This is a genomic window from Frigoribacterium sp. MCBA15_019 (genome assembly GCF_001864945.1).
Taxonomy (GTDB): domain Bacteria; phylum Actinomycetota; class Actinomycetes; order Actinomycetales; family Microbacteriaceae; genus Frigoribacterium.
The window spans coordinates 509,633-535,663 of the sequence record NZ_MJGS01000012.1 but is presented as its reverse complement, the minus strand read 5'-3'; the positions used below and the strand labels follow the sequence as shown (position 1 = coordinate 535,663).

Here is a 26,031-nt window from a genome sequence, read left to right as displayed (position 1 = left end):
GCGCCGCGGTCAGACCTGGCGCGCCCTCGCCCGACGGCCGTCCTTGCTCCACCAGACCAGGTCGGCGACGCCCTGCGCGACCAGCAGCACGGCCACGATCAGGATGATCACGGTCAGCGCCTGGACCGGCACCCCCGAAGCGATGTTGAGCACCTGCACGACGAGGCCGAACAGGCCGATCAGCACCTCGAACACGGCGGGCACCACGGCGCCCGTCTTCGTCAGGGTGAACCAGGGTCGCCGCAGGTCGCTCATGCACCCGAGGGTACAAGGTGCGCGGGCTACGATCGCCGGGACCCCAATCCGCCGAGGAGGCACCGTGCGACGACGCGACGTCCACGTCGACCCCGACGTGCCGAACTGGCTGCTCACCAAGCGCGGCGGCATCGCCCTGCCCCTCGTCACGACGTTCTGCGCGCTCGTCGTGATCGCGAGCATCGTCGCCGCCCTGACGGTCGGCGGGGGCCACGTCACCGTCGTCACCGTGATCGTCGTGGCCGCCGGCCTGGGTGCCGTCACCTGGGCCGTGGCCGACCTCGTCTGGTGGACGCGTGACGACCGGCGCCGCATCGTCCGGCTGCCGCGCGACCCCGAGGCCTGACGCCGGAACCCCCGGTCACATGCCGTTCAGGGCATGGACGTGCCCCGTCAACCTGGCAACCACCCAGCGTCCGTCGCCGTAAGCTGGCGGATGCACCGAACCGGTGCCCACGACGTTCGGCTCCGCTCGCGACCCCGCGCGCGCGTGCAGCCCCACCCCGCCACAACTCGACAGGGAGTTCCGTTGAACGGAAACGCTACGACCCGGCACAGCAACGTCGCGTTGCTGTCGGTCACCAGCACCATGGCCGACCGGGTCACCACCTCCGAGAGCATCGACGAGAAGCTCGCCCCCGTGCTCAAGCGCCTCAAGCTGCCGACGGGTCTGCTGCAGCGCGTCGCCGGCGTGTACGAGCGCCGCAACTGGAGCACCGGGCAGAGCTTCGACTCGGCGGCGATCGACGCGGGTAAACGCGCGATGGCAGAGGCCGGCATCCGCCCCGACCAGGTCGGCCTGCTGATCAACACGTCGGTCACGCGCCCCCACCTCGAGCCCTCGGTCGCGGTCCGCCTGCACCACGGCCTCGGCCTGCCCTCGTCGGCGACCAACTTCGACATCGCCAACGCCTGCCTCGGCTTCGTCAACGGCATGACCCTCGCCGCGCAGCTGATCGACGCCGGCCAGATCGACTACGCCGTCATCATCGACGGCGAGGACGCCGACGACGTCCAGGTCAACACGATCGACCGTCTGCTCACCAAGGGCTACGGCCGCGACGACTTCATGAGCGAGTTCGCCAGCCTCACCCTCGGCTCGGGGGCCGCCGCCGCCGTGATCGGCCGTGCAGACCTGCACCCCGAGGGCCACCGCATCGTCGGCGGCGTCACCCGTGCCGCCACCGAGAACTACGACCTGTGCGTCGGCAGCGTCGACGGCATGTTCACCGATGCCAAGGCCCTGCTCAAGCGCGGCATGGAACTCGTCGTCTCGGCCTGGAAAGAAGCCAAGCGCGACTGGAACTGGCAGCGCATGGACCGCTACATCATGCACCAGGTCAGCGACGTGCACACCGGCGCCTTCGTCAAGGCCGCCGGCATCGACAAGAAGCTCGTCCCGCTCACCTACCCGACCCTCGGCAACGTCGGCCCGGCGTCGATCCCGATCACCCTGGTCGAAGAGAGCAAGACCCTCAGCAAGGGCGACCGCGTGCTGCTGATGGGCGTCGGCTCGGGCATCAACACCGCGATGATGGAACTCGCCTGGTGAGTCGGCTCCCGCGGTCCGCCTCCGCCACGGCGCCGGCGTCACGTCCCCCCGCGGGTCTCGACGGGCTCGACCCGTCGTGGTCGCGTCTCGTCGACGTGCCGTACGGGCTCGGCGCACACCGCGCCTCCCGCACCTGGCACGTCCTCGACAACGCCGAGGCGCTGGCCGCCGTCGGTGCCGAGCCGGTCGGCACCATCCTCTGCGTGCACGGCAACCCGACCTGGTCGTACCTCTGGCGCCGCCTCGTCGCCCGCACGGTCGAGACGGCCGCCGCCGGGGGGCCCGCCTGGCGCGTCGTCGCGGTCGACCAGCTCGACATGGGCTTCTCCGAGCGCACGGGCTCGCCACAGACGCTGGCCCGCCGCGTCGCCGACCTGGGCGACCTGACCGACGCCCTCGAGGTCACCGGGCCCGTCGTCACCCTCGGCCACGACTGGGGCGGCGTCGTCTCGATGGGCTGGGCCGTCGACCACCCCGACCAGCTCGCCGGGCTCATGCTGCTCAACACCGCGATCCACCAGCCCGAGGGCGAGAAGATCCCCGCTCCCCTGCGCCTCACCCTGGCCCGCGGCGTGCTGGGCCGGGCGACCGTCGGCACGACCGGCTTCCTCGACGTGACCCTCGGCCTCGCGCACCCGCCACTGTCGGCCGAGGTGAAGGCCGGCTTCCGGGCTCCGTACCGCCAGGCCGACCGCCGCGGTGGCATCGGCGGCTTCGTGGCCGACATCCCGGTCGACGCCGAGCACGTCAGCAGCCCCGAGCTCGACCGCATCGCCGAGGGCCTGCGTGAGCTCACCGTGCCGGCCCTGATGCTCTGGGGCCCGCGCGACCCGATCTTCTCCGACCGGTACCTCGACGACCTGGTCGACCGCCTGCCGCACGCCGACGTGCACCGCTTCGAGGGCGCCGGCCACCTCGTCGCCGAGGACGTCGACTACGCCGGGGCCGTGCTCACCTGGCTGGGCGACCGGCTGCCCGACGGCGCGGCCGCCGTCGACACCCCGGCCGGAGCAGCCGCCGTCGCCGCCGAGGAGGCGCGGGTCGCCTCCCCGCAGGACCGCCCGCTCTGGTCGTACCTCGACTCCCTGGCCGACAGCGAGGCCACCGCGCTCGTCGAGATGGCCCCCGCGGGTGCCGACGGCCCTCGTTCGGTCAGCTGGAGCCTGCTCGCCCGTCGCGTCCACGAGATCGCCCTCGGTCTGCGCCGGCACGGCGTGCGTCCCGGCGACCGCGTCTCGCTGCTCGTGCAGCCCGGTGCCGACCTGACCGCCGTGCTCTACGCCTGCGTCCGTCTCGGTGCCGTCGTCGTCGTGGCCGACGCCGGGCTCGGCGTGCGCGGCCTGACCCGCGCCGTCCGGGGCGCCTGGCCCGACCACGTGATCGGCCAGCTGCCGGGGCTCACGGCGGCGACCGCCCTCGGCTGGCCGGGCCGCAAGATCTCGACGACGACGTTGTCGCCCGTGGTTGCTCGGATGCTCGGCGTCGAGGCCTCGCTGCCCGAGATCGCCGCCCTCGGCCGCCGCGCCCACGGCGCCCTCGCCGAACTGCCCGACGCCCCCGCGGCCGACGCCGAGGCCGCGATCCTGTTCACCTCGGGCTCGACCGGCCCCGCGAAGGGCGTCGTCTACCGGCACGGCCAGCTGACGGCCCTGCGCGACGCCCTGGCCGCGCAGTACGGCGTCGGTCCGGGCACCGGCCTGGTGGCCGGCTTCGCCCCGTTCGCCCTGCTCGGCCCCGCCCTCGGGGCGACGAGCGTCACGCCCGACATGGACGTCACGAAGCCGCGCACCCTCACCGCCCGTGCCGTCGCGGCCGCCACGTCGGCGGTGGACGCCACCGTGGTGTTCCTCTCCCCCGCCGCGCTCACCAACGTCGTCGCGACGTCGGACGAGCTCGACGCCGCCGACCACCGCGCCCTGGCCGGCGTCGAGACGTTCCTGTCGGCGGGCGCGCCCGTCTCCGAGACGCTGTTGGCCGCGGCCGGCGACCTCATGCCGAACGCGACGCCCCACACGCCCTACGGCATGACCGAGGGCCTGCTGATGACCGACGTCACGCTCGAGGGCGTGCGCTCCGCGGCGGCCGACCGCACGGCCGCCGTCGCCGCGGGCGCGCCCGACGCCGGCGGTGTCTGCGTCGGGCTGCCCGGCGCGACCACGACGGTGCGGATCGCTCCGCTCGACGACGCGGGCCGCGCCTCCTCGGCGTTCACCGACGACGCGGGCGTGACCGGCGAGATCGTCGTCTCGGCGCCCCACGTCGAGGACCACTACGACCGTCTCTGGCTGACGCACCGCCTCAGCCGCCTGGGCTCGACCGCCGAGACCCGCTGGCACCGCACCGGTGACGTCGGGCACCTCGACGCGCAGGGTCGACTCTGGGTCGAGGGCCGTCTGCCCCACGTGATCACGACGGCGACGGGCGTGCTGACGCCGGTGGCGTCCGAACAGGCCGTGGAGGCGCGGGCCGGCATCGCCCGCGCCGCCGTCGTCGGCGTCGGCCCGGCCGGCACGCAGCAGGTCGTCGTCGTGGCCGAGACCGTCCCCCCGGCTCGTCACCCGGGGCTGGCGTCCGCGGCCCTGGCGGCCTCGGTCCGCTCGGCCGTGAAGTCGGCGTCGGGTCGGCCCGTGGCCGCGGTGCTCGTCGTGCCGCAGCTGCCGACCGACGTGCGACACAACAGCAAGATCGACCGCACCGGCCTCGCCGCGTGGGCGACGTCGGTGCTCTCCGGCGGTCGGATGCGCCGCCCGTGAGGGTGCTGGTCACCGGGGCGAGCGGCCTGCTCGGCGGCGCCGTCGCCCGGGCCGTCGCCGACGCCGGGCACGAGGTCACCACCTTCCAACGCCGGGCCTCGGGCGTGCCCGGCGCCCGCGACGTGCTCGGGTCGATGACGAACCCGCGGGCCGTCGCCGCCGCCGTCCGCGACCAGGACGCCGTCGTCCACCTCGCCGCCAAGGTGTCGCTCACGGGTGACGCCGCCGAGTTCGAGGCCGTCAACGTCGGGGGCACGCGCTCCCTCGTCGAGGCGATGCGCGCCTCCTCGGTGTCGCGGCTGGTCTTCGTCTCGTCGCCGTCCGTGGCGCACGCCGGATCGTCGATCGTCGGCGACGACGCCCTGCCCGCCTCGCCCGGCCATGCCCGCGGGGACTACGCCCGCACCAAGGCCGCGGCCGAGCGCGTCGCCCTCGGGGCGGCCGACGCCGACCTGCGCGTCGTGGCCGTCCGCCCGCACCTCGTCTGGGGCCCGGGCGACACCCAACTCGTCGAGCGCATCGTCGACCGTGCCCGCTCCGGGCGCCTGCCGCTGCTCGACCACGGCGCCGCCCTGATCGACTCCACCTACGTGGACAACGCGGCGTCCGGCATCGCCGCGGCCCTCGAGCGCGTGGACGAGGTCAGCGGCGAGTCGTACGTCATCACCAACGGCGAGCCCCGCACCGTCGCCGACCTCATGGCCGGGATCTGCGCGGCCGCCGGGGTGCCCGCCCCTCGCCTGCGGGTGCCGGCCGGGGTCGCCCGTGCGGCGGGCTCACTCGTCGAGCGCGTCTGGGCCGTGCGACCGGGCACCGACGAACCGCCCATGACGAGGTTCCTCGCCGAACAGCTGTCCACCGCGCACTGGTTCGACCAGCGGCGCACCCAGCACGACCTCCGGTGGACGCCCGCGGTGAGCGTCGACGAGGGCCTGCGCCGGCTCGCCGCCTGGTACGCGAACGGGCAGCCCGCGGTCTGAGCCGCGGTCTGAGCGGCGGCCACCCCGGACCACACTCGAATCGACGGGTCCCGTCGTGCCCGGCAGGTCGACGATCACCCGCCACGAATGACGCGAACCCGCCGACTCCCGGGGGGTCGGCGGGTTCGGACGTCTGCGTGCGCCGGCAGGGTCAGATGACGGAGGCGCTCCAGGCGTCGGGGTTGCCGAAGCGGTGCGCCGTGATCGCGACGGCCTGCTCGCGCAGGAACGGCAGCAGCTCGAGGCGCCCGGTCGGTGTGACGGCAGCCGCGAACACGGCCACCGACGGGTCGCCGACCAGGGCGTCCGCCAGAGCCGAGGAGGCGCCGGTCACGTCACCCGCGTCCGTCACCAACCGCACGCGCTCGGTCGACAGGCGCCCCGCACGCACCCGCGCGTGCCAGGCGGCGTCGTCCTCGTGCACGACGTCGGAGGCCGCGAGGCCGAGTGCCCGGACGAGCGCGCCGGGCAGCTCGACCGACGACGACACCGTGAGCGGCGCACCCGAGCGCAGGCCGGCGAGCAACACGCGGACCACGTCGGCCGGGGCCGCCCCGTCGGCGGCGCGGATGGTGACGGGCAACGGGCGGTAGCGCAGCAGGTCGCGCTCGAGGCCGAGGTCGCTGACGTCACGGGCGACGCCGAACTCGGTCGTCCAGAAGTGCTCGTCGCTGGCGGCGGCGGCCCGCAGGTCGTCGGAGGCCGACGCAGCCGACGCCCCGAGCAACGGCGACGCGGCCTCGAGGGCGGCCAGGGCCTCGCGACCCGGGCGCGCCTCCTGCGGTTCGGTCAGCGTCGTCGGCTGCCACGAGCCGAGGTGCACGAGGTAGTTCGGCCCACCCGCTTTGGCGCCGGCGCCGACCGAGGACTTCTTCCAGCCGCCGAACGGCTGTCGCCGCACGATCGCCCCGGTGATGCCGCGGTTGACGTAGAGGTTGCCCGCCTCGACGCGGTCGAGCCAGGTGGACAGCTCGGCGGGGTCGAGGGTGTGCAGGCCCGCGGTCAGGCCGTAGTCGGTCGCGTTCTGCAGCTCGATCGCCTCGTCGAGGGTCTTCGCCGTCATGATGCCGAGCACCGGGCCGAAGTACTCGGTGAGGTGGAACTCGCTGCCCGCGGCGACGCCGGCGCGCACGCCGGGCGACCAGAGGCGTCCGGTGTCGTCGAGTCGCTTCGGCTCGACCAGCCAGCTCTCGCCCGTGCCGAGGGTGGTGAGGGCCCGCTCGAGCTTGCCGTGGGCCGGCTCGACGATCGGGCCCATCTGCGTCGTGGGGTCGGAGGGCAGGCCGACGCGCAGGGTCGACGCGGCGTCGACGAGCTGGCGGCGGAAGCGCTCGGAGGTGGCGACCGAGCCGACGAGGATCACCAGGCTCGCCGCCGAGCACTTCTGGCCCGCGTGGCCGAACGCCGACTTGATGACGTCGGACGCGGCCAGGTCGAGGTCGGCGCTCGGGGTGACGATGATGGCGTTCTTGCCGCTGGTCTCGGCGAGCAGGGGCAGGTCGGTGCGCCAGCTGGTGAACAGCGCGGCCGTCTCGAAGGCGCCGGTGAGGATGACGCGGTCGACCGACGGGTGCGACACGAGGTGACGACCGAGGTCGCCCTCGTCCACGTCGACCAGCTTGAGCACCTCGCGGGGCACGCCGGCGTCCCAGAGGGCCTGGACCATCACGGCACCGCTGCGCTTGGCCTGACCGGCCGGCTTGATCACGACGCTGCTGCCCGCGGCGAGCGCGGCGAGGGTCGAGCCGGCCGGGATAGCCAGCGGGAAGTTCCAGGGCGGCGTGATCAGGGTGAGTCGCTCGGGCACGAACGTCGCGCCGTCCACCTGGTCGAGTTCTTCGGCGAGGTGGGCGTACCAGTTGGCGAAGTCGATGGCCTCGCTGACCTCGACGTCGCCCTCGGCGACGGTCTTGCCGGTCTCGCTCGCGGCGACCTCCATCAGGTCGGCACGGCGCGCCGACAGCGTGGCCGCGGCCTCGCGCAGGACCGCGGCCCGACCCGCGCCTCCGCGAGCCGCCCAGTCGGCGGACGCCGCGACGGCCTCGGCGACGATCGCGTCGAGGGTGGCCTCGTCGGTCACCCGGGCGGACTCGATCAGCTCGACGCCCAGGCGCGAGTCGGCCGAGCGGGCGGCGATCTCGCGACCCCAGGCGCGGTTGTCGGCCAGGGCGGGGTCGGTGTCGGGCTCGTTGTCGAAGCCGCTGCCGGCCTCCCGGGGCTGCAGCGCCTGGGCCGCGTCGAGGCGGCTCTGCACGCGGTGCGGCGTCGGGGTGTCTCCGTCGACCTCGGCGAGCGAGGCGAGGAACCGGCCCTTCTCGCGCTCGAACATGGCCTCGTTCGAGGCGAGCTCGAAGACGGCGGACATGAAGTTCTCGCTCGAGGCGTTCTCCTCGAGGCGGCGGATCAGGTAGCTGATGGCGACGTCGAACTCACGGGGGTGCACGACGGGCGTGTAGAGCAGCAGACCCCCGACGTCGGCCTTGACCAGCTCGGCCTGCCCCTCGGCCATGCCGAGCAGCATCTCGAACTCGACCCGGTCGCTCACGCCACGGGCCTCGGCCAGCAGGTGGGCGAAGGCGATGTCGAACAGGTTGTGGCCGGCCACGCCGACCCGGACGGCACGGGTGCGCTCGGGCGTGAAGGCCCAGGTGAGCACGCGCTTGTAGTTCGTGTCGCTGTCCTGCTTGGTGCCGTAGGTCGCGAGCGGCCACTCGTGCACGGTCGCGTCGACGGTCTCCATCGCGAGGTTCGCACCCTTGACGATGCGCACCTTGATCGCGGCCCCGCCGGCGTCGACCCGCTCGGTCGCCCACGTGGTGAGGTGCTGCAGGGCGCCCAGGGCGTCGGGCAGGTAGGTCTGCAGGACGATGCCGGCCTCGAGGCCCTTCAGCTGCGGCTGGTCGAGGAGGCGCGTGAAGACGGCGATCGTCAGGTCGAGGTCGCGGTACTCCTCCATGTCGAGGTTGATGAACTTCGGCTTCGGCGACCGGGCGGCGAGCTCGTACAGCGGGGTGAGCTTCTCGACGACGCGCTCGACGGTCTCGTCGAAGGCCCACATCGAGAGCTGGCTGACGATGGACGAGACCTTGATCGAGACGTAGTCGACGTCGTCGCGGGCGAGCAGCGCCCGGGTGCCGGCGAGGCGGTGCTCGGCCTCGGCGTCGCCGAGTACGGCCTCGCCGAGCAGGTTGAGGTTCAGCCGCGTCCTGTCTTTCTTGATGTTCGCGATCGCGGCACCGAGCTTGGCGGGGCGGGCGTCGGCGACGAGGTGGCCGACCATGCCGCGCAGGACGCGACGGGCGATCGGCACGACCACGCCCGGCAGCACGGGCGCCATGACGCCGCCGAGGCGCACGGCGGAGCGCATGTGCCACGGCAGGAAGGCCGGTGCCTGCTTCGCCAGGGTCGAGAGGTTGCGGGCGGCGACGCCGAGGTCTTCGGGGCGGACGACCCGGTCGACGAAGCCGATCGTGAAGGCGAGTCCCGACTCGTCCTTGAGGACCTGCGCCAGCAGATGGGCCGAGCCGGTGCTCGGGGCGCCGGACGCCTCGTGCGCCCAGCGACGGGCCAGGGCGACGGCGTCGTCGCCGATGCCGACGGGCAGGAGCTGTTCAGCGGTGGACGGCCCCGCCGTCTCGTCGATGGTGGTCATGGGATGAATGTAGGGCGGAACTTGCCACCTGGCAAGGTTTGACACGAGACCGTAACGTGCGCCGCGCCTCCTTCTCCACAGGGGGCCGATCGGCACTGGCGGCGGAGGCCGGACAGCGCTACCTTGGGCGTGTTCAGGCGGCGCACAGCGGCCGCCAAGACCGACCCGTCTGCGGATGGACGGGCCCCACGCACCGGGAGCACCCATGGCGATGATCGAGGCACGCGGCCTCACGAAGACCTACCGGTCGAAGTCCGGCCCGGTCCACGCCCTGACCGGGCTCGACCTGATCGTGCCCGAGGGCACCGTCAAGGCGCTGCTCGGGCCGAACGGCGCGGGCAAGACGACGGGCGTCAAGATGCTCACCACGCTCGAACGGCCGGACTCCGGCACGGCCACGATCGCCGGGCTCGACGTCGTCGCCGACGCCCAGGCCGTGCGCCGCTCGATCGGCGTCTCTGGGCAGTACGCCGCGGTCGACGAGAACCTCACCGGCTTCGAGAACCTCGACATGATCGGGCGGCTGTACCACCTGGGCAGCCGTGTCAGTCGAGACCGCGCCCGCGAGCTCATCGACGTCTTCGACCTGGCCGCCGCGGGCGACCGCCCGGTCAAGGGCTTCTCGGGCGGCATGCGACGACGGATCGACCTCGCCGGGGCCCTCGTGACGAACCCGCGCGTGCTGTTCCTCGACGAGCCGACGACGGGCCTCGACCCGCGCAGCCGCCTCGCCCTGTGGGACATCATCACCGGGCTCGTCGACGGTGGCACGACGGTGCTGCTGACCACCCAGTACCTCGAGGAGGCCGACCGGCTGGCCGACGACATCTCGGTCATCGACGGCGGGGCCGTCATCGCCGAGGGCACGGCCGACCAGCTCAAGGCCCAGGTCGGTGGGCACCGGCTCGTCGTCGCCCTCGTCGACGAGGCGCGGGCCGACCAGGCGGTCGAGGTGCTCCGGCGCCACGGCGACTCCGAGCCGGCCGTCGGGGCCGACGGTCGCCAGCTCGAGGTCGCGGTCACCGACGGCCCGACCGCCCTGCAACGGACGCTCGCCGACCTCGGTGCGGCCGGCATCGAGCTGCACGACGCCGGCATGCGGCGCCCCACCCTCGACGACGTCTTCCTGCAGCTCACCGGCCACCGCGCGGCCGACGACGACGCGGCAGACGACCACGGCTCCGCCGACGACGACCCGGCCGGCGGTCGGGGTCGCGGTCGGCGCGGTGCCAAGAAGAGAGAGGCACGGGCATGACCACCACCGGAACCCCCTCCGCCCTCGCGCAGACGCTCGTCCCGTCGACCGACACGGGCGTCGGCACCTGGACCTCGGACGGCTGGACCGTCACCAAGCGCAACCTGATCAAGGTCAAGCGCTCGCCCGACATGCTGATCTTCGCCGTGCTGCAGCCGATCATGTTCGTGCTGCTCTTCAGCCAGGTCTACGGCGGCGCCATCGCCGTCCAGGGCACCGACTACACGCAGTTCCTGATGGCGGGCATCTTCGCGCAGACCGTGGTCTTCGGCTCGACCTTCTCGGGTGCCGCGATGGCCCAAGACCTGAAAGAAGGGATCATCGACCGGTTCCGCACCCTGCCGATGAGCCCGTCGGCCGTGCTGATCGGTCGCACGAACAGCGACCTGGCGCTCAACACGATCTCGATGGTGATCATGATGCTCACCGGCCTCGCCGTCGGCTGGCGGGTGAACGCGTCACCGGCCTCGTTCGTCGGCGGGGTCGCCCTGCTGCTGCTGTTCAGCTACTCGTTCAGCTGGGTGATGGCCCTGCTCGGCATGAGCGTCAAGACGCCCGAGACGATCAACAACGCGTCCTTCATGATCCTGTTCCCGTTGACGTTCGTCTCGAACGCGTTCGTGCCGAGCGACACCCTGCCGACCGTGCTGCGGGTCTTCGCCGAGTGGAACCCGGTGTCGTCGCTCGTCCAGGCGGCCCGCACCTCGTTCGGCAACCTGGGCGCCACCCCGGTGCCCGACATCTGGACGATGCAGCACCCCTACGCCACCGTCCTGCTCGGCATCGCCGTGATGCTCGTGGTCTTCGTGCCGCTGTGCATCCGCAAGTTCCAGCGCATCAGCGCGAAGTAGCGGGCGTCGGCCGTCGGCCGTCCCGCGTCCACCGAGGAGGCGCGGGTCAGCCCGCGTGCCCGGCCGCCTCGCGCACGGCGGCGTCGAGTTCGCTCGTCGGCACCGTGAGGACGCTCCCGATCACGAGGCGCATCAGGGCGGGGACGTCCACGGCGTCGCGCTCGTACAGCCACTGCAGCTGCAGCCCGTCCTGGACGGCGAGCACGACGCGGGCGGCCGACTCGGCGGTGTAGCCGTCGCGCAACCAGCCGCGAGCCTGCGCGAGCCCGAGGTAGGCCGAGGTCGACGAGACGATGCGCTCGTAGTAGTCGGCGTAGTACTGGTGCGCTGGGTGGTCGGGTGAGGTGGCCTCGGCCGACGCCGTGATGAACAGCGAGATGACGACGGGCACGTCGACGTTGTACTCGGCGAGCGCGACGAGCTCGTCGACCCTCATGCCCCCGTCGTCGTCGAAGTGGCGTCGCAGTCGTTCGTCGCGCCGGCGGAGCACGGCCATCAGCAGCTCGTCCTTCGTCGGGAAGTAGTGCATCAGCGACTGGTGCGAGACGCCGCACCGCCGCGCGATCTCGCGCAGGGTGGCGCCGTGGAATCCGACCTTGCCGAACACCGGCAGGGCGGCGTCGAGGATCGCCTCGCGCTTGGCGATGCCCTTGCGGTACCGACCGGGTTCGCGCACCACGCCCACCGGCGGGACGTCGGTGACGTCGGCGCGGGTCGTGTCGGGCTCGGAGGCGGGGGCGTCCATCGGGGCCAGCCTAGGTCGTCCCCCGCGCAGATGACGACGCCTGAGGACGACGCGTCCGCACACGGTGCGTCGGCATAGAGTTCAGCGGTGCCGTGGTCGCTGCTGAGAACGCCTGCCTTCCGGGCCCTCTGGGTCGGGCGCCTGTTCTCGTGGGTGGGCAGCGGCTTCGCGCCCCTCGCCATCGTCTTCGCGGCCATCGACCTGGGGGCCGACGCCGTCGACCTCGGGCTCGTGGTCGTCGCGCGGTCGGTGCCCAACATCGCCCTGGTGCTGGTCGGCGGGGCCCTCGCGGACCGATTTTCTAAGCGCACCGTCGCGATGGCCTCGTCGTGGCTGTCGGCGGCGTCGCTCGTCGTGGCGGCCACCCTCATGCTGACGCAGACCGAGACGTTGCCCACCCTCGCGGCGGTCGGCGCGGTGAACGGCGCCGCGGCCGCCTTCTTCGGCCCCGCGACGAGCGCCCTGCTGCGCGAGACCGTGCCCGACGACCGCCTCCGGGACGCGACGGTGCTCAGCCGCGTCGGCATGAACGTCGGATTGGTGATCGGCACGGCGGTGGGCGGCGCCGTGGTCGCGACCGCCGGGTCGGGCGTGGCCCTGGCCGTCGGGGCGGTCGTCTTCGCGGTCGCGGCAGTCGTGTTCGTGGGGCTGCCTCGGGACGGCGCCCGCGCCTCCGGAGGGACGTCGGTGCTCGAGGACCTCGGCAGCGGGCTCGGCTTCGTCTGGCGCACGCGCTGGCTGGTCGCCACCGCGGCACTGGCCTTCACGTTCCAGTTCGCCTTCGCCGGCGGGGTGCAGGTGGTGGGCCCGCTCGTGGCCGACCAGTCGTTCGGACGGCTGCTGTGGGGGTTCGCGGGTGCCCTGCAGACCCTCGGCCTGATCGTCGGGGCGTACTGGGCCGGTGCCCTGCGCGGACGGCTCCGGCTCTGGGCGGCCTGCCTCGGAGCCGCGGCGCTCGCCCTGCCGCTCGTGCTGTTGTCGTTTGCCTACGGCACCGACCCGGTCGTGTTCGACCCGCTGCACTGGTTCTTCTGGATCAGCCTCGGCCTCTTCGCCGCCAGCGTCGGGCTCGAGGTCTTCACGGTGCCGCTCGACGTGGTCGTCCAACGGCAGGTGCCGGGGGCCTACCTGGGTCGCGTCTTCTCGTGCCTGACGTTGGCGTCGTTGGCCGGCGTGCCGGTCGGCGAGGTCGTCGTCGGACCGCTCACCGAACTCATCGGCACCCCGGCGACGCTCGCCGCCCTGGCCGGCCTCGTGGTCGCCGTCGCGGTGGCCGTGGCGCTCAGCTCACGGGTGCGACGGGTCGACGCCGGCCAGGAGGCGCGGGTCAGCTGAAGTCGCCGCGCTCGATGGCCTCGGCGTACTTGCGGACGTCCGGGCCGGGCTCGTAGTCGATGAAGCGGTCCTTGACGGCGTCGTTGATCGCCTTGAAGGACTCCTCCCACGACTCGCCCGAGTGGGCGGCGGCGGCGTCGCGGACGGCGTCGCGCAGCACGTTGTCGGCGTCGGTCAGGATCTTGTCGCGGGCTTCGTCGTTCCAGCGAACGTCGTTCAGGTCGGCCATGGTGTTCTCCTCGTGGGGTGGGGCGGTGGTGGGTGGGGGCGGCTGGTGCTACTTCTTCTTCGGGCTCAACGACGAGCCCTTGTGGGCGGCCTTCGCCCCGCTCTTGTCGCTCTCGACGACGAAGTAGGGCTCGTCGTCCGAGGCCTTGAACTTCTGCCCGTCGAGCTGGAACTCCTTCACGCGCTTCTCCACGACCGTGCCGTGGGTCTCGCCCTGGGGGGTGTTCCAGGTGACGTGGTCTCCCTTGCTGAACGACATCGCGCCTCCTTGGTGTGTCGATCCGTCCGTCGGCGTCCGGTGCCGCGCGGTGGTGGCGTGGACGGTACCCCGCCCGCGCCGACGCGCCACCCAGCGTGGCGGGGTACAGGTCGGGCGCCGCGACCCGTCGGGCTCAGCCGGTGAGGACGGCGAGCGCCGCGGCGAGCCGACGAGCCCGGGTCTCGGAGGTCTTCGCCGCTCCGATCGGTTCGACCAGGGCGCGCTGCCGGCTGAAGGACAGGGACTCGTAGGAGGCGCGGGCCGCGTCGTCCGCGTCGAGTGCCTCGCGCAGATCCGCCGGCACCTCGACGACCCGCGGCTCGGTGTCGAGGGCCAGTGTGACCTCGACGTCCTGCCCGCCCACGACGCCCGACCCCGCCCGGTGCTCGGCACTGACGGGGATCAGGAACCGCCCGCCCATGCTCGCGACCGTGCTGCGGTAGGTGTACCCCTCGACCGTGACGACGACCGCCGGCTTCTTCCCCGAGGCGAGGGACTCGACGGCCTCGGGCGGCACGACGATGCCCGTCGCGTTCGTCCGAGCTTCGGCGATCGTGGTGCGGAACGTCACGGGTTCGGTCATGCCCGGATGCTAGCGAGCCGCCACCGCCGGCACCACCACCGGCGTCGCTCAGACCGAGAAGCCGCCGTCGGCCTTGAGCAGTTGGCCCGAGATCCAGCGCCCCTCAAGCGACAGCAGGAAGCGCACGACCCGTCCGATGTCGGCGGGCGTCCCGAGACGACCGGTCGGCTGACGCTCGATGCCGCTGGCGCGGATGGCGTCGTCCATCCACCCCGTGTCGATCGGGCCGGGGTTCAGCACGTTCGACGAGACGCCCAGGTGCCCGAGCTCACGCGCTGCCGCGACGACGAGCCGGTCGAGGGCGCCCTTGCTCGACCCGTAGGGCAGGTTGTGGACGACGTGGTCGCTGGTGAGGGCGACGATGCGCGCCCCGTCGTCGAGCCGGTCGTCCGGGGGCAACTGCTCGGCGAACGCCTTGATCGCGAGCCACGCCGCCCGCACGTTGACCGCGTAGTGCGCGTCCCAGCTCTCGAGCGTCGTGTCGAGGATCGACGAGTCGACGCTGTGCGAGTGCGACAGCACGAGTGCCGTCACAGGGCCCAGGTCGTCGTTCACCGCCCCGAGGAGGCGCGCGGGAGTCCCCGGGTCCGCCAGATCCGCCGGGTACACGGCCACGCGCGCACCCGTGGCCTCGAGCTCGGTGACGAGCGAGCCCACGTCGACGGCCTTGAGGCCCCAGGGCATGGCGGCGTCGTAACCGTCCCAGGTGGTCAGTGCGAGGTCCCAGCCGTCGCCGGCGAGCTCATGGGCGATGCCGTTCGCGATCGAGTTCGTGCGGCCGGCACCGGTGAGCAGACAGATCTTCTTCGACATGCGGGTCTCCTTCGACATCCGCTCAGTTTGTCAGACCCGTCGGAGGCGGAGGGGTCGGCGCGAGAGGGGTCAGCGCCCTCGGCGGGGTCGGCTGCGGCCCGTGCCGCGCTGCGGCCCACGGCCCTTCGGCGGGGTGCGCTTCGGCTTCGCCCCGCGCGGGTCGGGAGCCGACCCCTTGCGGGCCGCGGCCTCCTGCTCGGGTTCGTCGCGCCTCCTCGATCGCGAGCTGCGGGCCGTGCGGCCCCGCACGACCCCGATGAAGTCGTCGAGGTCGTCGGTGAGCTCGCCCTCGGGCCAGACCAACGCGATCGTGGTGGGCGACAGGTCGGCGACGTAGCGGTAGGTCACCTCTCTGCGAGCGTGCAGCCGGGCGAGCGACTGCGGCATGACGGCGACGCCGGCCCCGGTCGCGACGACGGCGACGGCATCGGCGAGCGAGAGGGACGGGTCGAGGTCGTGCCGGCGCTCGTCGGCGAACGCGGCGGCCTCGACCTCGTCCTCGACGCCGGCCGCGGCGACGGCGTGGTCCTTCGGCACGACGACGACGGCCCGTTCGTCGTAGAGGCGGATGACCGACAACCCCTCGACCTCGATCGGCAGGCGGGCCAGGACCATGTCGACCCGGTCGTCACCCCGGGCGTCGTCGAGGGCGGGCACCGCGTCGGCGTCGGCGAGCGGCACGAAGGTCAGCGGAGTCTCGGGGCGGCGTTCCTCCCACAGCCTCGACCACTTCGACAGGGTCACGCCGGGGACGACCCCGATGCGGAACGGGGCGCGGGTCGGCTCGGTCGTCATGGGTCGAGGGTATCGGCCCGGTACCCTGGGCAGATGACCTCCGACGCGCCGTCCGGCAAGCAGCCGCAGACCCTCAAGCCCTTCACGGCCGCCAAGAAGCTCGGGGTGTACCTGCCGGCCACGCCCGCCGAGTTCCAGGCCGCCCCCGTCACGCGCGAGGCCTTCGCCGAGCTCAGCACGAACCCGCCCGAGTGGCTGTCCGAGCTGCGCCGCACCGGCCCCCACCCGCGGCCCGTCGTCGCCCAGAAGCTCGGCATCTCGACCTCGGGCCTCGCCCGGGCCGGCGTCGACGACGTCATGACGACCGACGAGATCCACGCCCTGCTCGACGAGATGCCCGACTGGCTGCGCACCGAACGCGGCATCCACGCCGACGTGCGCGAAGAAGAACTGCGCGTCAAAGAACGCAACGCCGGCCGCGAGGTCCTCCGCAAAGAGCGCGAGGCGAAAGAAGCCGCCGAAGGGCACTGACCCCCGCCCTGCGCTACCGTCGGCGACATGTCCTTCAACGACGACGCGCGCCTCGACGGCAGCAAGGTCAAGCGGCGCGGTCGCGGTCGCACGGTGGGTGTCGCCGGCGGCGGCATCGGCATCGTCGGCCTGATCGCCGTCTTCCTCATCAGCCAGGCCACCGGCGTCGATGTGTCGGGGCTGCTCGGCGGCGGCATGGCCGGCGGCGGCGCCCAGCCGGTCAGCGAAGGCGACCTGTCGTCCGAGTGCACCACCGGCGCGCAGGCCAACGACAGCGTCGACTGCCGCATGGTCGGCGCGGCCGACTCGCTCGACGCGTACTGGGCCGCCGAAGCCCCGGCCCTCGGCGTCACCGACTACCGCACACCCGACTTCTTTCTCTTCAGCGGTTCGACCGACACCGGCTGCGGCGGGGCGACGAGTGCCACGGGCCCGTTCTACTGCCCTCCCGACGAGGCCCTGTTCGTCGACACCGACTTCTTCGAGCAGCTGCGGTCGCAGTTCGGCGCCAGCGGCGGCCCCCTCGCCCAGATGTACGTCGTCGGCCACGAGTGGGGTCACCACGTCCAGCAGCTGACCGGGGCCTTCGACCGTGCCGACCGCAGTGGCACGGGGCCGGGCTCCGACACCATCCGTCTCGAGGTGCAGGCCGACTGCTACGCCGGGGCCTGGGTCGGCGCGGCCTCCACCGTGCAGGACACGAACGGCACCACGTTCCTCGAGCCCGTGACCGACCAGCAGGTCGCCGACGCGCTCGACGCGGCGGCCGCGGTGGGCGACGACCGCATCCAGTCCGCCAGCGGCGGCCAGGTCGATCCCGACACCTGGACGCACGGCTCGGCCGAGCAGCGCCAGAGGTGGTTCGAGACCGGCCGGAGCCAGGGCGCGACGGCCTGCGACACGTTCTCGGTGCCGACCGACCAGCTCTGACGGCGAGGCCGATCCGCGCCTCCTGACCGGCGACACCGCCGCCGCCGGCACGGCGCATCCAGGCAACTCGAAGCGAGCCCGCCGGACGACGAGGACCTCGAGGGCGCACAATTCACTCACCCTCGCGACGGCACAGGCGCCGCCGCGACGACAGCAGTGGAGGCGCGTCATGGCACGACCGGGCAAGGCCATCGAGTTCGACGGGTACGGAGACGTCGCCCAGCTGCACTTCGTCGAGCAGCCGCTGCCGACACCGGCCGACGACGAGGTCGTCGTCGAGGTGATCTGCGCGGGCCTCAACCACATCGAGAACTTCATCCGTCAGGGAGACTTCGTCGACCGGCTGCCCCTCGACTTCCCGGCCCGTGAGGGCTCGTGCTTCGCCGGCATCGTGAAGAAGCGCGGCGCGGCGGTGCGCAACTTCTCGGTCGGTGCCGAGGTGATCGGCCACGCGGTCGGCGGCGGCGCGCACGCCACCTACATCGCGGTGCCGGCGAGCGCCGTCGTGCCCAAGCCGCAGCACGTCCCGTGGGAGGTCGCCGGAGGGCTCTACCTGGCGGGAGCCACGGCGTACGACACCGTCCGCAGCCTGCACCTCGGGCCGGACGACGTCGTCGTGATCACGGCCGCGGCGGGTGGCGTGGGCCACATCGAGTGCCAGCTCGCGCTGCAGCTCGGCGCCAAGGTGATCGGCACCTGCAGCCCGGGCAACCACGACTACCTGCGCTCGATCGGCGTCGTGCCGGTCGACTACGGCGAGGGCCTGCGCGAGCGCATCGACAAGGCCGCGGGCACCGACCGCCACGTGACGGCGTTCATCGACAACTTCGGCGGGGACAACCCGGCGCTCAGTGCCGACCTCGGCGTGCTGCCGGCGCGGTTCAGCTCGAGCGAGGACCGCCTCGAGCGCGAGATCCGCTTCATCGGCGCCGAGCGCGACGACACCGAGCCCGCGATGATCCTGTCGGCCCTGGCGAAGCTCATCGCCGAGAACAAGCTGCGCGTGCTCGTCTCGGGCTTCTACCCGTTCGACTACATCGCCCAGGCGTTCGAGGACCTCGCCGAGCAGCACTCGCGCGGCAAGGTCGTCGTGGGCATGCAGCCGGTCGAGACCGGAGCACGGTCGCACTGGTACCTGTCGGGCAAGGCGCGGGCGGTCGCCGAGTCGCTCGGCTGAGCCTCCGCCGGCAGAGCGCAGGAGGCGCGGGTCGGCAGAGCCCGCGGGCGTCAGCGGGGCAGCCGCAGCAACGCCCCCGGAGCCCTGACCGTCGCCGCCGCCACGTCCATGGCCCGCTCGAGGGCGGCCGACCAGTCGACCGAGCCCGGTTCGCGCCGCTCGGCGAGCAGCGAGGCGACGATCGACGCGAAGGTCGCGTCGCCCGCACCCATCGTGTCGACGACCTCGCCCTCGGCAGACGAGATGCCCCGCGTGAGGGCGGTGCCGTCCGTCCCGTCCGCCGACGCCGCCAGCACCAGGCTCGCCCCGGCCGAGCCGCGGGTCGCGAGCACTCCCCCGGTGCCCGCCGCGATCAGCGCCTCCTGCCAGTCGTCGAGGGAGCGCCCGGCGACGAGTTCGGCGTCGTCGTCGCCGATCTTGACGAGCAGGGTCGAGGCCGCGACCCGCTCGAAGCCGGCGGCGAAGTCGGCGATCTGGGCCGGCCCACCGGGCAGGAACCCCGGCCGCGGGTTCGGGTCGACGACGAGCCGCGCGGGGTCGGTGCCGACCACCCGCAGCAGCCGCTCGGTGAGCGGGGCGTCGTCGAACGGGTACGAGCTGACGGCGACCACGGGGGCGGCGTCGAGCACGGCGAGCTGCTCGGGCGAGAAGTCGAGACCGCGGGCGACGGCGGCGTCGGTGAAGACGTAGGTCGGCTCGCCGTCGACCCGCAGCGAGACCGCCCGGCCGGTGCCGAGGGGGTTGATCGTCGCGACGAGTTCGACACCGTGCTCGGCGAGGAAGGCGCGGATCGACTCGCCGTCGGCGTCGTCGCCGATCGAGGCGAGCAGAGTCGTGGGGACGCCGAGGCGGCTGAGCCCCACGGCGACGTTGAGGCCGGCTCCGCCGACGTGGTCGGTCGAACCGTCGTCGGTGCGGAGTTCGTCGATGAGGGCGTCGCCGAGAACGGCGACCCGACCGTCGGTGGTGTCCATGGGGGTGCCTTTCGTCAGCGTGCCGGCAGCCACCCTATTCCGGCACGCGGTCGGGTCGCACTCCCCCGCTACGCTGGCCGACGTGACCGATTACGCACTGGCCGTCGACGTGGGCGGAACGAAGGTCGAGGCGGCGCTGGTCGCCTCCGACGGAACCCTCCTCGACGGCAGTCGCGACCGACGCCCCACCGGCGCCGGGTCGACGTCCGACGAACTCGCCGAGGCGGTCCGCGCGGTCGTCGCGCACGCCCTCGACGCCCTGCCCGACGGTGACGTGCTGGTCGGGGCGGGCATCGGCAGCGCCGGGCCGGTCGACCTCGTGCACGGCACGGTGTCGCCGATCAACCTGCACGCCTGGCGCGGTTACCCACTGCGCGAGCAGGTCGCGGCCCTCGCGGCTTCGACCCTGCCCGACGCCGCCCCCGTGACCCTGCGGCTCGACGGCGTCAGCCTCGCCCTCGCCGAGCACTGGGTCGGCGCCACGCAGGGCGCCGACAACGCCCTGGCCATCACCGTCTCGACCGGCGTCGGCGGCGGCCTCATCGTCAACGGCCGCCTGCTCTCGGGTGGCACGGGCAACGCCGGTCACATCGGCCAGATCCAGATCGCCGACCGCCCCGCGGGCGAGAACGCCTGGGCGGCCACCCTCGAGGTCATCGCCTCGGGCCCGAACGTCGTCGCCTGGGCCCGTGAGCAGGGCTGGCAGGGCGAGCGCGGCGAAGACCTCGCCGCCGGCTACGTCGCAGGCGACGAGATCGCCGTCGCGGCCGTCCGCCGATCGGCCAACGCCGTCGGCGAGGCCGTCTCGTCGGTCACCACGCTGCTCGACCTCGACGTCGTCGCGATCGGCGGCGGGTTCTCGCGCGTCAGCGACGACTACCTGGACCTGGTCCGGGCCACCGTGCACGAGGCGCCGGTGAACGAGTACGCCCGTCGCGTCCGCGTCGTCCGTTCGGGCCTGAGCGACGAGAGCCCCTTGGTCGGGGCCGCCGCGCTCGTGTGGCGGGCCGAGCTGCTCGGCTGAGCCGCGCCTCCTGCGGTCGGTGACATGCGCCTCCCGGGGTCGGTCGCTTCTCTGGGAACGGTCGTCGGCGGCCCGGCCTAGGCTGGGTTGCATCCCACAACGTCGTCGGAATCCGTCGCGCCCTCGAGGCGCGCACCACCACCGCACCACCACTCGCAGAGAGGTCATCTCATGCCCACCACCGTCCCCGTCCTGCTCACGCCGTCCGCCGGCGCCCCCTTCGAGCACTCCACCGTCGAACTGCGCGACGTCGGCCCGAACGACGTCCAGATCGACATCGCGTTCGCCGGCATCTGCCACAGCGACATCCACCAGGCCCGCGAAGAGTGGGGCAAGGCCATCTTCCCGATGGTGCCCGGCCACGAGATCGCCGGCATCGTCACCGAGGTCGGCTCCGACGTCACCAAGCACAAGGTCGGCGACCGCGTCGGCATCGGCTGCTTCGTCGACAGCTGCCGCGAGTGCGAGAACTGCCTCGCGGGCGAGCAGCAGTTCTGCGTCAAGGGCAACGTCGCGACCTACAACGGCCGCCAGTACTCGGGCGAGCCCACCTACGGCGGCTACGCCAAGCAGATCGTCGCCGACGAGAACTACGTGCTGTCGATCCCCGAGGGCATCGCGCTCGACGAGGCCGCGCCGCTGCTCTGCGCCGGCATCACCACCTACTCGCCGCTGAAGCACTGGGGCACGGGCCCCGGCACGAAGGTCGCGGTCGTCGGAATGGGCGGTCTCGGTCACATGGCCGTCAAGATCGCGCACGCCATGGGCGCCGAGGTCACCGTCATCAGCCAGACGCTGTCCAAGCAGGACGACGGCCTCAAGCTCGGCGCCGACCACTACTACGCCTCGAGCGACCCCGAGACCTTCGGAAAGCTCAAGAACTCGTTCGACCTGATCATCAACACGATCTCGGCCGACATGGACATCGACGCCTACGCCCGCACCCTGCGCCTCAACGGCACGATGGTGTTCGTCGGCCTGCCCGAGAACCCCCAGTCGTTCCGCGCCGGGTCGCTGATCGGCGGCCGTCGCAGCCTCGCCGGCTCGAACATCGGCGGCATCCCCGAGACGCAAGAGATGCTGGACTTCTGCGCCGAGCACCACATCGGCGCCGAGATCGAGACGATCGGCGCCGACGAGGTCGACGAGGCCTACGAGCGCGTCGTCGCCAGCAAGGTCCGCTACCGCTTCGTGATCGACACCGCGACGATCTAGCACCTGCCTGCACGCACGAAGGCCCCCTCCCGCCACGGGAGGGGGCCTTCGTCGGTGCGGGTCGCGGCCGGCGTCGGACGGGTCCGGGCCTACCCGGCGGGGGTGTTGAACCGGCGCAGCCACCCGGCGAACTCGGCGAGCTCGTCGTCGGACCAGCCCTCGACGTGGTTGCGGAACACGGCACGGTTCTCGTGCCGCACCTCGAGCATGCGGCTCTCGGCGCGCTCGGTGCTGCGCAGGGTCATGACGCGTCCGTCGGCCGCATCGGGCACCACGTCGACGAACCCGGCCTCGCGCAGCAGGGTGACCTGCCGGCTGACCGCGCTCTTGTCCATCGCCATCGCCTTGACGATGTCGCCGGCGCTGCACGGCTGGTGCTTCATCACGTACCGCAGCACGTAGAAGGCCGTGGGGGGCACGTCCGGGTCGAAGCGCGACGCCGCTGCCGCGATCGTGCGCTTGGCCTCGACCATCATCGAGCCGATCTCGTCGACCACCCCGGCCATGAGGCCCTCACGCCCGTCGTCGTCAGGACTCGGGAGGCGCGATGCGGCCTGGTCGGCCCCCGCGGCCCCGAGGAGGCGCGGTGCGGCCTGGTCGGCAGCGTCGCCCCCCGAGGGGCGCGGCGCGTCGAGCACCGCGCCCTCGGGCTGGCCGTCAACGGTCGGCTGCGACATCTTTCTCCTCGACCAGGGACGAGAACACCGGGCTCTCGGCCAGTTCGTCGGCGGGCACCGGGTGACCCGCCACCTCGGCGGCGCCCGTCGCGATGATCGTGTCGATGGTACCGGTGGCGGTCGTCGTGTGGCTGTGGTGACGGCGCTGCGCCTCGGCGACGCCGTCCCCTCCGTCGACGGGCGAGACCGGTGCGGGCGAACCGGAGAGGCCCGAGGTCGGGGCGGACGCCGTGGCGGTCGGGGCGGACGCCGTGGCGGGCGTGGAGGCCGTCGCCGGGGCGCTCGACACGGCGGGGGCCAGGCCGGCCGTGGCCGCGACTCCCTTGGCGGCCGGGGACGCGGCGTTCGCGTCGACCGGAGCCGCGCCTCCGTCGTTTTTCTCGGAGGCGGCAGCCGACGTCGGACCGTCGGTCGGGCCGTCCGTCTTCGCCGCCGCGCGCTGGAGGCCGGTCTTGGTGCCGAGCTCGACGTTCGGCAAGAGGCAGACGAACACGATGGTGATGATCGCCAGAGGGGCCGCGATGAGGAAGACGTCGGCGACGCCCTGCCCGTAGGCCGATTCGATGATCGTGCGGATCGGGCCGGGCACGGTGCTGAGGTCGGGGATGCTCGTCGAGCCGCCGCTCCCGAGCGCGCTCGGGTCGACCCCGGCGTCGGCCAGGCCGTCGCCGATGTAGCCCGAGACCTTGGTGCCGAGCACGGCGCCCATGACCGAGACGCCGATGGTGCCGCCCAGGCTGCGGAAGAACGCGACGCTCGACGAGGCCGCACCCACGACGCTGACGTCGACCGAGTTCTGCACGACGAGCACGAGGTTCTGCATCACCATGCCGATGCCGAGCCCCATCATCGCCATGAAGACGGAGACGATCGCGAAGTTCGTGTCGTACTCGATGGTCGACATGAGGAACAGGCCGGCGGCGAGCAGCACCGAGCCGACGATCATGTAGGGCTTCCACTTGCCGTACTTCGAGATGAGCGCACCGGCGACCATCGACGAGATGAGCAGGCCGAGCACCATCGGCAGGGTCAGGATGCCCGCCATGGTCGGCGACTGACCGCGGGCCAGCTGCATGTACTGCCCGAGGAAGACGCTGGTGCCGAACATCGCGACGCCGACGCTGAGCGAGGCGACGACCGCGAAGGTGAAGGTGCGGTTCGTGAAGAGCGTGAGCGGGATGATCGGCTCTTTCGAGCGGAACTCCACGACGACGGCGAGGGCGAGCAGCACGGCCGCACCGACGCCCATCAGCCAGCTGGTGGTCGAGGCCCACTCGAACTGCTTGCCGCCGAGCGACACCCAGACGAGCAGCAGCGAGACGCCGCCGGCGATCAGGCCGGCGCCCCAGTAGTCGACGACGACGGCCTTCTTGGGCTTCGGGGGCAGGTGCAGGGTGCGCTGGATGACGATGAGCGCCGCGACGCCGACGGGCACGCCGACGAAGAAGTTCCAGCGCCAGCCGATGCTGTCGGTGAGCACGCCGCCGAGCAGCGGGCCGCCGATGGTGCCGACGCTCATGACGGCGCCGAGGTAGCCCATGTACCGGCCGCGCTCACGCGGGCTGATGATGTCGCTCATGACGACCTGCACCAGGGCGGTGAGGCCGCCGGCGCCGAGACCCTGGAACACGCGGAACGTGATCAACGTCGCGGTGTTCTGCGAGAAGCCGGCCGCGACCGAGGCGAGCACGAACAGGACGAGCGCGACCTGCAGCAGCACCTTGCGGTTCGTCAGGTCGCTGAACTTGCCCCACAGCGGCGTGCTGACGGTGGTCGCCAGCAGGGTCGCGGTGATGACCCAGGTGTACGAGGTCTGGCTGCCGTTCAGGTCGCTGACGATGCGCGGCAGCGAGGTCGACACGACGGTCGACGAGAGGATCGCCACGAGCATGCCCATCAGCAGGCCCGAGAGGGCCGTGAGGACTTCGCGGTGGCTCATGCCGGGCGCTTCGCCCGGTTCGTGGGGTGCCGCGGGCTTGGTACCCGCGGCGGTCGTGGTCTGCGACAAGGTGCGCTCCGGTGGTTCGAGATGGTGAGGGACTGACCGCCGTTGGTCGGGTCCTTTGGTTGCAGAATGTCAACCATACGCTTTCGTTGACGATCCGCAACCATTTCGCTGCAGTTGCTGCAGAAATCTTTCTCGAACCTCGCGACGCGGTCGCGGGGGGAACGCAGGAGGCGCGGTGCGAGAACTCCTCGCACCGCGCCTCCGTCAGGGTCTTCCGGGTCAGCGGACCTCTTCGGGCCGCTTCTGCCGGAACATCTCGGCCGGCTGGTGCTCGCCGTTCCAGACCTGGGTGATGCCCCAGACGACGGCCATGAGCGGCACGGCGATGACGGCACCGACGACGCCGCCGAGGATCGTGCCGGCGGTCAGGGCGACGAGGATGACCAGGCCGTGCAGCTGCAGCGTGCGGCCCATGAGCACCGGCTGCAGGAAGTTGCCCTCGAGCTGGTTGACGACGACCACGATGCCGACGACGATCAGCGCCTGGACCGGGCCGAGCGCGACGAGGGCGACGAGGGCCGCGAGGATGCCCGCGGCCGTGGCTCCGACCAGGGGGATGAACGCCGTCAGGAACACGATGACCGCGAGCGGCAGGGCCAGGGGCACCCCGACGATCCAGAGGCCGACGCCGATGCCGATCGCGTCGACCGCGGCGACCGTCGCCGTACCGCGGACGTAGCCACCGAGCGTCGTGACCGTCTTGTCGCCGATGCGACGGGCCCGGGCGTAGTTCTCGCCCTTGAACGGGCGGAGCAGGAACTCCCAGATGGCCGGGCCGTCCTTGAGGAAGAAGAACAGGACGACGATCATCAGGACGAGGCCCGTCGCGAAGCTGCCGACGGCCGAGGCCCCGGCGAGCGCCCCCGAGCCGAACTGCGAGCTCGTGACGAAGTCGACGGCCGCGTTGCGGACGTCGTCGATCTGCTGGTCGCTGATCGAGAAGGGCAGCGTCGTGATCCAGTCCTGCAGCTTGTTGAAGCCCGAGGTGGCGGAGTCGGCGAGCGAGCTGGCCTGGCTCTCGACGGCCCAGACGATCAGCCAGGCGACGAGCCCGAGGATGATCAGCACGGCGAACAGGCAGATCAGGGTCGCGAGCACCGAGGGCACCTTGTGCCGCCGCAGGAAGGCGACGACCGGCAGCATGGCCGACGCGAAGATCAGCGCGAGCAGCACCGGAAGGGTGACCAGGCTCAGGCTGAGGAAGACGTAGATGACTCCGATCGCGACGATCAGGACGGCGATGATCTGCACGGCGCGCGTGGCGAGCGTGCCGAACGCGTCGGCCCAGAGGGAGTGCCGGACGGCGGCGTCCTCACGGGCCACCTCGGCTTCTTGGCTGCGGAAGAGTCCCACGGTGTCGTCCTCGTTTCTGGTGGTGCGGGGGGTCGAGAGGGGTGCCGGGCGGGGCGCGGTCGCATGCGTCCGGTGCCGGTGGGCCGGAGGAATCGTCGGGGGTGATCGGCCCGACTAGGACAGCCAACCCCGTCACGAGAATATCG

At 72.4% G+C, this 26,031-nt stretch carries 24 protein-coding genes; 12 read left to right on the top strand and 12 right to left on the bottom strand.

Annotated elements, in window-relative coordinates:
* Positions 1 to 9: 9 nt before the first annotated feature.
* A complete protein-coding gene (locus BIV04_RS11705) occupies positions 10 to 255 on the bottom strand; it encodes a hypothetical protein (RefSeq protein ID WP_043593542.1) in 246 nt (81 codons plus the stop codon).
* A gap of 64 nt (positions 256 to 319) precedes the next feature.
* Here BIV04_RS11705 and BIV04_RS11700 point away from each other — a divergent pair, with 64 nt between their 5' ends.
* The 4 genes from BIV04_RS11700 (at position 320) to BIV04_RS11685 (ending at position 5,540) form a co-directional block, all read left to right on the top strand.
* A complete protein-coding gene (locus tag BIV04_RS11700) occupies positions 320 to 601 on the top strand; it encodes a hypothetical protein (protein ID WP_055974606.1) in 282 nt (93 codons plus the stop codon).
* A 183-nt stretch (positions 602 to 784) separates the two neighbouring features.
* On the top strand, positions 785 to 1,807 hold the full coding sequence (locus BIV04_RS11695) for a 3-oxoacyl-ACP synthase III (RefSeq protein WP_071256414.1): 1,023 nt from the start codon (positions 785 to 787) through the stop codon (positions 1,805 to 1,807).
* On the top strand, positions 1,804 to 4,560 hold the full coding sequence (locus tag BIV04_RS11690; RefSeq protein WP_071256413.1) for an alpha/beta fold hydrolase: 2,757 nt from the start codon (positions 1,804 to 1,806) through the stop codon (positions 4,558 to 4,560). Before BIV04_RS11695 ends, BIV04_RS11690 begins: the two co-directional genes overlap by 4 nt.
* Positions 4,557 to 5,540 carry an NAD(P)-dependent oxidoreductase gene (locus tag BIV04_RS11685; RefSeq protein ID WP_071256576.1) on the top strand — a complete coding sequence of 328 codons (984 nt, stop codon included), beginning with the start codon at positions 4,557 to 4,559 and terminating at the stop codon, positions 5,538 to 5,540. Before BIV04_RS11690 ends, BIV04_RS11685 begins: the two co-directional genes overlap by 4 nt.
* A gap of 151 nt (positions 5,541 to 5,691) precedes the next feature.
* Here BIV04_RS11685 and BIV04_RS11680 read toward each other — a convergent pair whose 3' ends face one another.
* Positions 5,692 to 9,192, bottom strand: coding sequence for a bifunctional proline dehydrogenase/L-glutamate gamma-semialdehyde dehydrogenase (locus BIV04_RS11680; RefSeq protein WP_071256412.1), 3,501 nt, complete (start codon positions 9,190 to 9,192; stop codon positions 5,692 to 5,694).
* A gap of 205 nt (positions 9,193 to 9,397) precedes the next feature.
* Here BIV04_RS11680 and BIV04_RS11675 point away from each other — a divergent pair, with 205 nt between their 5' ends.
* On the top strand, positions 9,398 to 10,447 hold the full coding sequence (locus BIV04_RS11675; RefSeq protein WP_083396388.1) for an ATP-binding cassette domain-containing protein: 1,050 nt from the start codon (positions 9,398 to 9,400) through the stop codon (positions 10,445 to 10,447).
* Positions 10,444 to 11,298 (top strand): ABC transporter permease, encoded by an 855-nt coding sequence (locus BIV04_RS11670; protein WP_071256411.1) that lies wholly within the window; start codon positions 10,444 to 10,446, stop codon positions 11,296 to 11,298. Before BIV04_RS11675 ends, BIV04_RS11670 begins: the two co-directional genes overlap by 4 nt.
* A 46-nt stretch (positions 11,299 to 11,344) precedes the next feature.
* On the opposite strand, the gene BIV04_RS11665 is transcribed toward BIV04_RS11670, so the two are convergent.
* On the bottom strand, positions 11,345 to 12,043 hold the full coding sequence (locus BIV04_RS11665; protein WP_083396387.1) for a TetR/AcrR family transcriptional regulator: 699 nt from the start codon (positions 12,041 to 12,043) through the stop codon (positions 11,345 to 11,347).
* A gap of 87 nt (positions 12,044 to 12,130) precedes the next feature.
* On the opposite strand from BIV04_RS11665, the gene BIV04_RS11660 reads away from it, so the two are divergent.
* On the top strand, positions 12,131 to 13,378 hold the full coding sequence (locus BIV04_RS11660) for an MFS transporter (protein ID WP_071256410.1): 1,248 nt from the start codon (positions 12,131 to 12,133) through the stop codon (positions 13,376 to 13,378).
* Here BIV04_RS11660 and BIV04_RS11655 read toward each other — a convergent pair.
* From BIV04_RS11655 to BIV04_RS11635, 5 genes are all read right to left on the bottom strand, one after another.
* The gene (locus BIV04_RS11655) at positions 13,371 to 13,607 is read right to left on the bottom strand and encodes a hypothetical protein (protein WP_043597179.1); all 237 of its coding nucleotides are present in this window, start codon (positions 13,605 to 13,607) and stop codon (positions 13,371 to 13,373) included. The genes BIV04_RS11660 and BIV04_RS11655 overlap by 8 nt on opposite strands.
* A 48-nt stretch (positions 13,608 to 13,655) precedes the next feature.
* Entirely contained in the window at positions 13,656 to 13,865 is a 210-nt protein-coding gene (locus tag BIV04_RS11650; RefSeq protein WP_054146846.1) for a DUF2945 domain-containing protein, read from the bottom strand.
* A 133-nt stretch (positions 13,866 to 13,998) separates the two neighbouring features.
* Positions 13,999 to 14,448 (bottom strand): YdeI/OmpD-associated family protein, encoded by a 450-nt coding sequence (locus BIV04_RS11645; RefSeq protein ID WP_055974628.1) that lies wholly within the window; start codon positions 14,446 to 14,448, stop codon positions 13,999 to 14,001.
* Between the two features lie 48 nt (positions 14,449 to 14,496).
* The gene (locus tag BIV04_RS11640; RefSeq protein ID WP_071256574.1) at positions 14,497 to 15,261 is read right to left on the bottom strand and encodes an SDR family oxidoreductase; all 765 of its coding nucleotides are present in this window, start codon (positions 15,259 to 15,261) and stop codon (positions 14,497 to 14,499) included.
* A gap of 69 nt (positions 15,262 to 15,330) precedes the next feature.
* On the bottom strand, positions 15,331 to 16,056 hold the full coding sequence (locus BIV04_RS11635) for a LysR substrate-binding domain-containing protein (RefSeq protein ID WP_071256409.1): 726 nt from the start codon (positions 16,054 to 16,056) through the stop codon (positions 15,331 to 15,333).
* Between the two features lie 33 nt (positions 16,057 to 16,089).
* Between BIV04_RS11635 and BIV04_RS11630 the strand changes: the two genes are divergently transcribed.
* From BIV04_RS11630 to BIV04_RS11620, 3 genes are all read left to right on the top strand, one after another.
* Positions 16,090 to 16,527 (top strand): DUF5997 family protein, encoded by a 438-nt coding sequence (locus BIV04_RS11630; protein ID WP_043597192.1) that lies wholly within the window; start codon positions 16,090 to 16,092, stop codon positions 16,525 to 16,527.
* A gap of 27 nt (positions 16,528 to 16,554) precedes the next feature.
* On the top strand, positions 16,555 to 17,457 hold the full coding sequence (locus tag BIV04_RS11625) for a neutral zinc metallopeptidase (protein WP_071256408.1): 903 nt from the start codon (positions 16,555 to 16,557) through the stop codon (positions 17,455 to 17,457).
* Between the two features lie 169 nt (positions 17,458 to 17,626).
* On the top strand, positions 17,627 to 18,634 hold the full coding sequence (locus BIV04_RS11620; RefSeq protein ID WP_055974641.1) for an NADP-dependent oxidoreductase: 1,008 nt from the start codon (positions 17,627 to 17,629) through the stop codon (positions 18,632 to 18,634).
* A 50-nt stretch (positions 18,635 to 18,684) separates the two neighbouring features.
* On the opposite strand, the gene BIV04_RS11615 is transcribed toward BIV04_RS11620, so the two are convergent.
* On the bottom strand, positions 18,685 to 19,608 hold the full coding sequence (locus BIV04_RS11615; RefSeq protein WP_071256573.1) for a carbohydrate kinase family protein: 924 nt from the start codon (positions 19,606 to 19,608) through the stop codon (positions 18,685 to 18,687).
* Positions 19,609 to 19,690: 82 nt separating this feature from the next.
* Here BIV04_RS11615 and BIV04_RS11610 point away from each other — a divergent pair, with 82 nt between their 5' ends.
* Positions 19,691 to 20,632, top strand: coding sequence for an ROK family protein (locus BIV04_RS11610; protein WP_071256572.1), 942 nt, complete (start codon positions 19,691 to 19,693; stop codon positions 20,630 to 20,632).
* Between the two features lie 171 nt (positions 20,633 to 20,803).
* Positions 20,804 to 21,847, top strand: coding sequence for an NAD(P)-dependent alcohol dehydrogenase (locus BIV04_RS11605; protein ID WP_071256407.1), 1,044 nt, complete (start codon positions 20,804 to 20,806; stop codon positions 21,845 to 21,847).
* 89 nt (positions 21,848 to 21,936) lie between these two features.
* On the opposite strand, the gene BIV04_RS11600 is transcribed toward BIV04_RS11605, so the two are convergent.
* The 3 genes from BIV04_RS11600 to BIV04_RS11590 form a co-directional block, all read right to left on the bottom strand.
* On the bottom strand, positions 21,937 to 22,524 hold the full coding sequence (locus BIV04_RS11600; protein WP_083396386.1) for a MarR family winged helix-turn-helix transcriptional regulator: 588 nt from the start codon (positions 22,522 to 22,524) through the stop codon (positions 21,937 to 21,939).
* Entirely contained in the window at positions 22,505 to 24,463 is a 1,959-nt protein-coding gene (locus BIV04_RS11595; RefSeq protein ID WP_071256406.1) for an MDR family MFS transporter, read from the bottom strand. Before BIV04_RS11595 ends, BIV04_RS11600 begins: the two co-directional genes overlap by 20 nt.
* A 288-nt stretch (positions 24,464 to 24,751) precedes the next feature.
* Complete coding sequence (locus BIV04_RS11590) at positions 24,752 to 25,885, bottom strand: AI-2E family transporter (RefSeq protein ID WP_055974653.1); 1,134 nt, start codon at positions 25,883 to 25,885, stop codon at positions 24,752 to 24,754.
* Between the last annotated feature and the right edge of the window lie 146 nt (positions 25,886 to 26,031).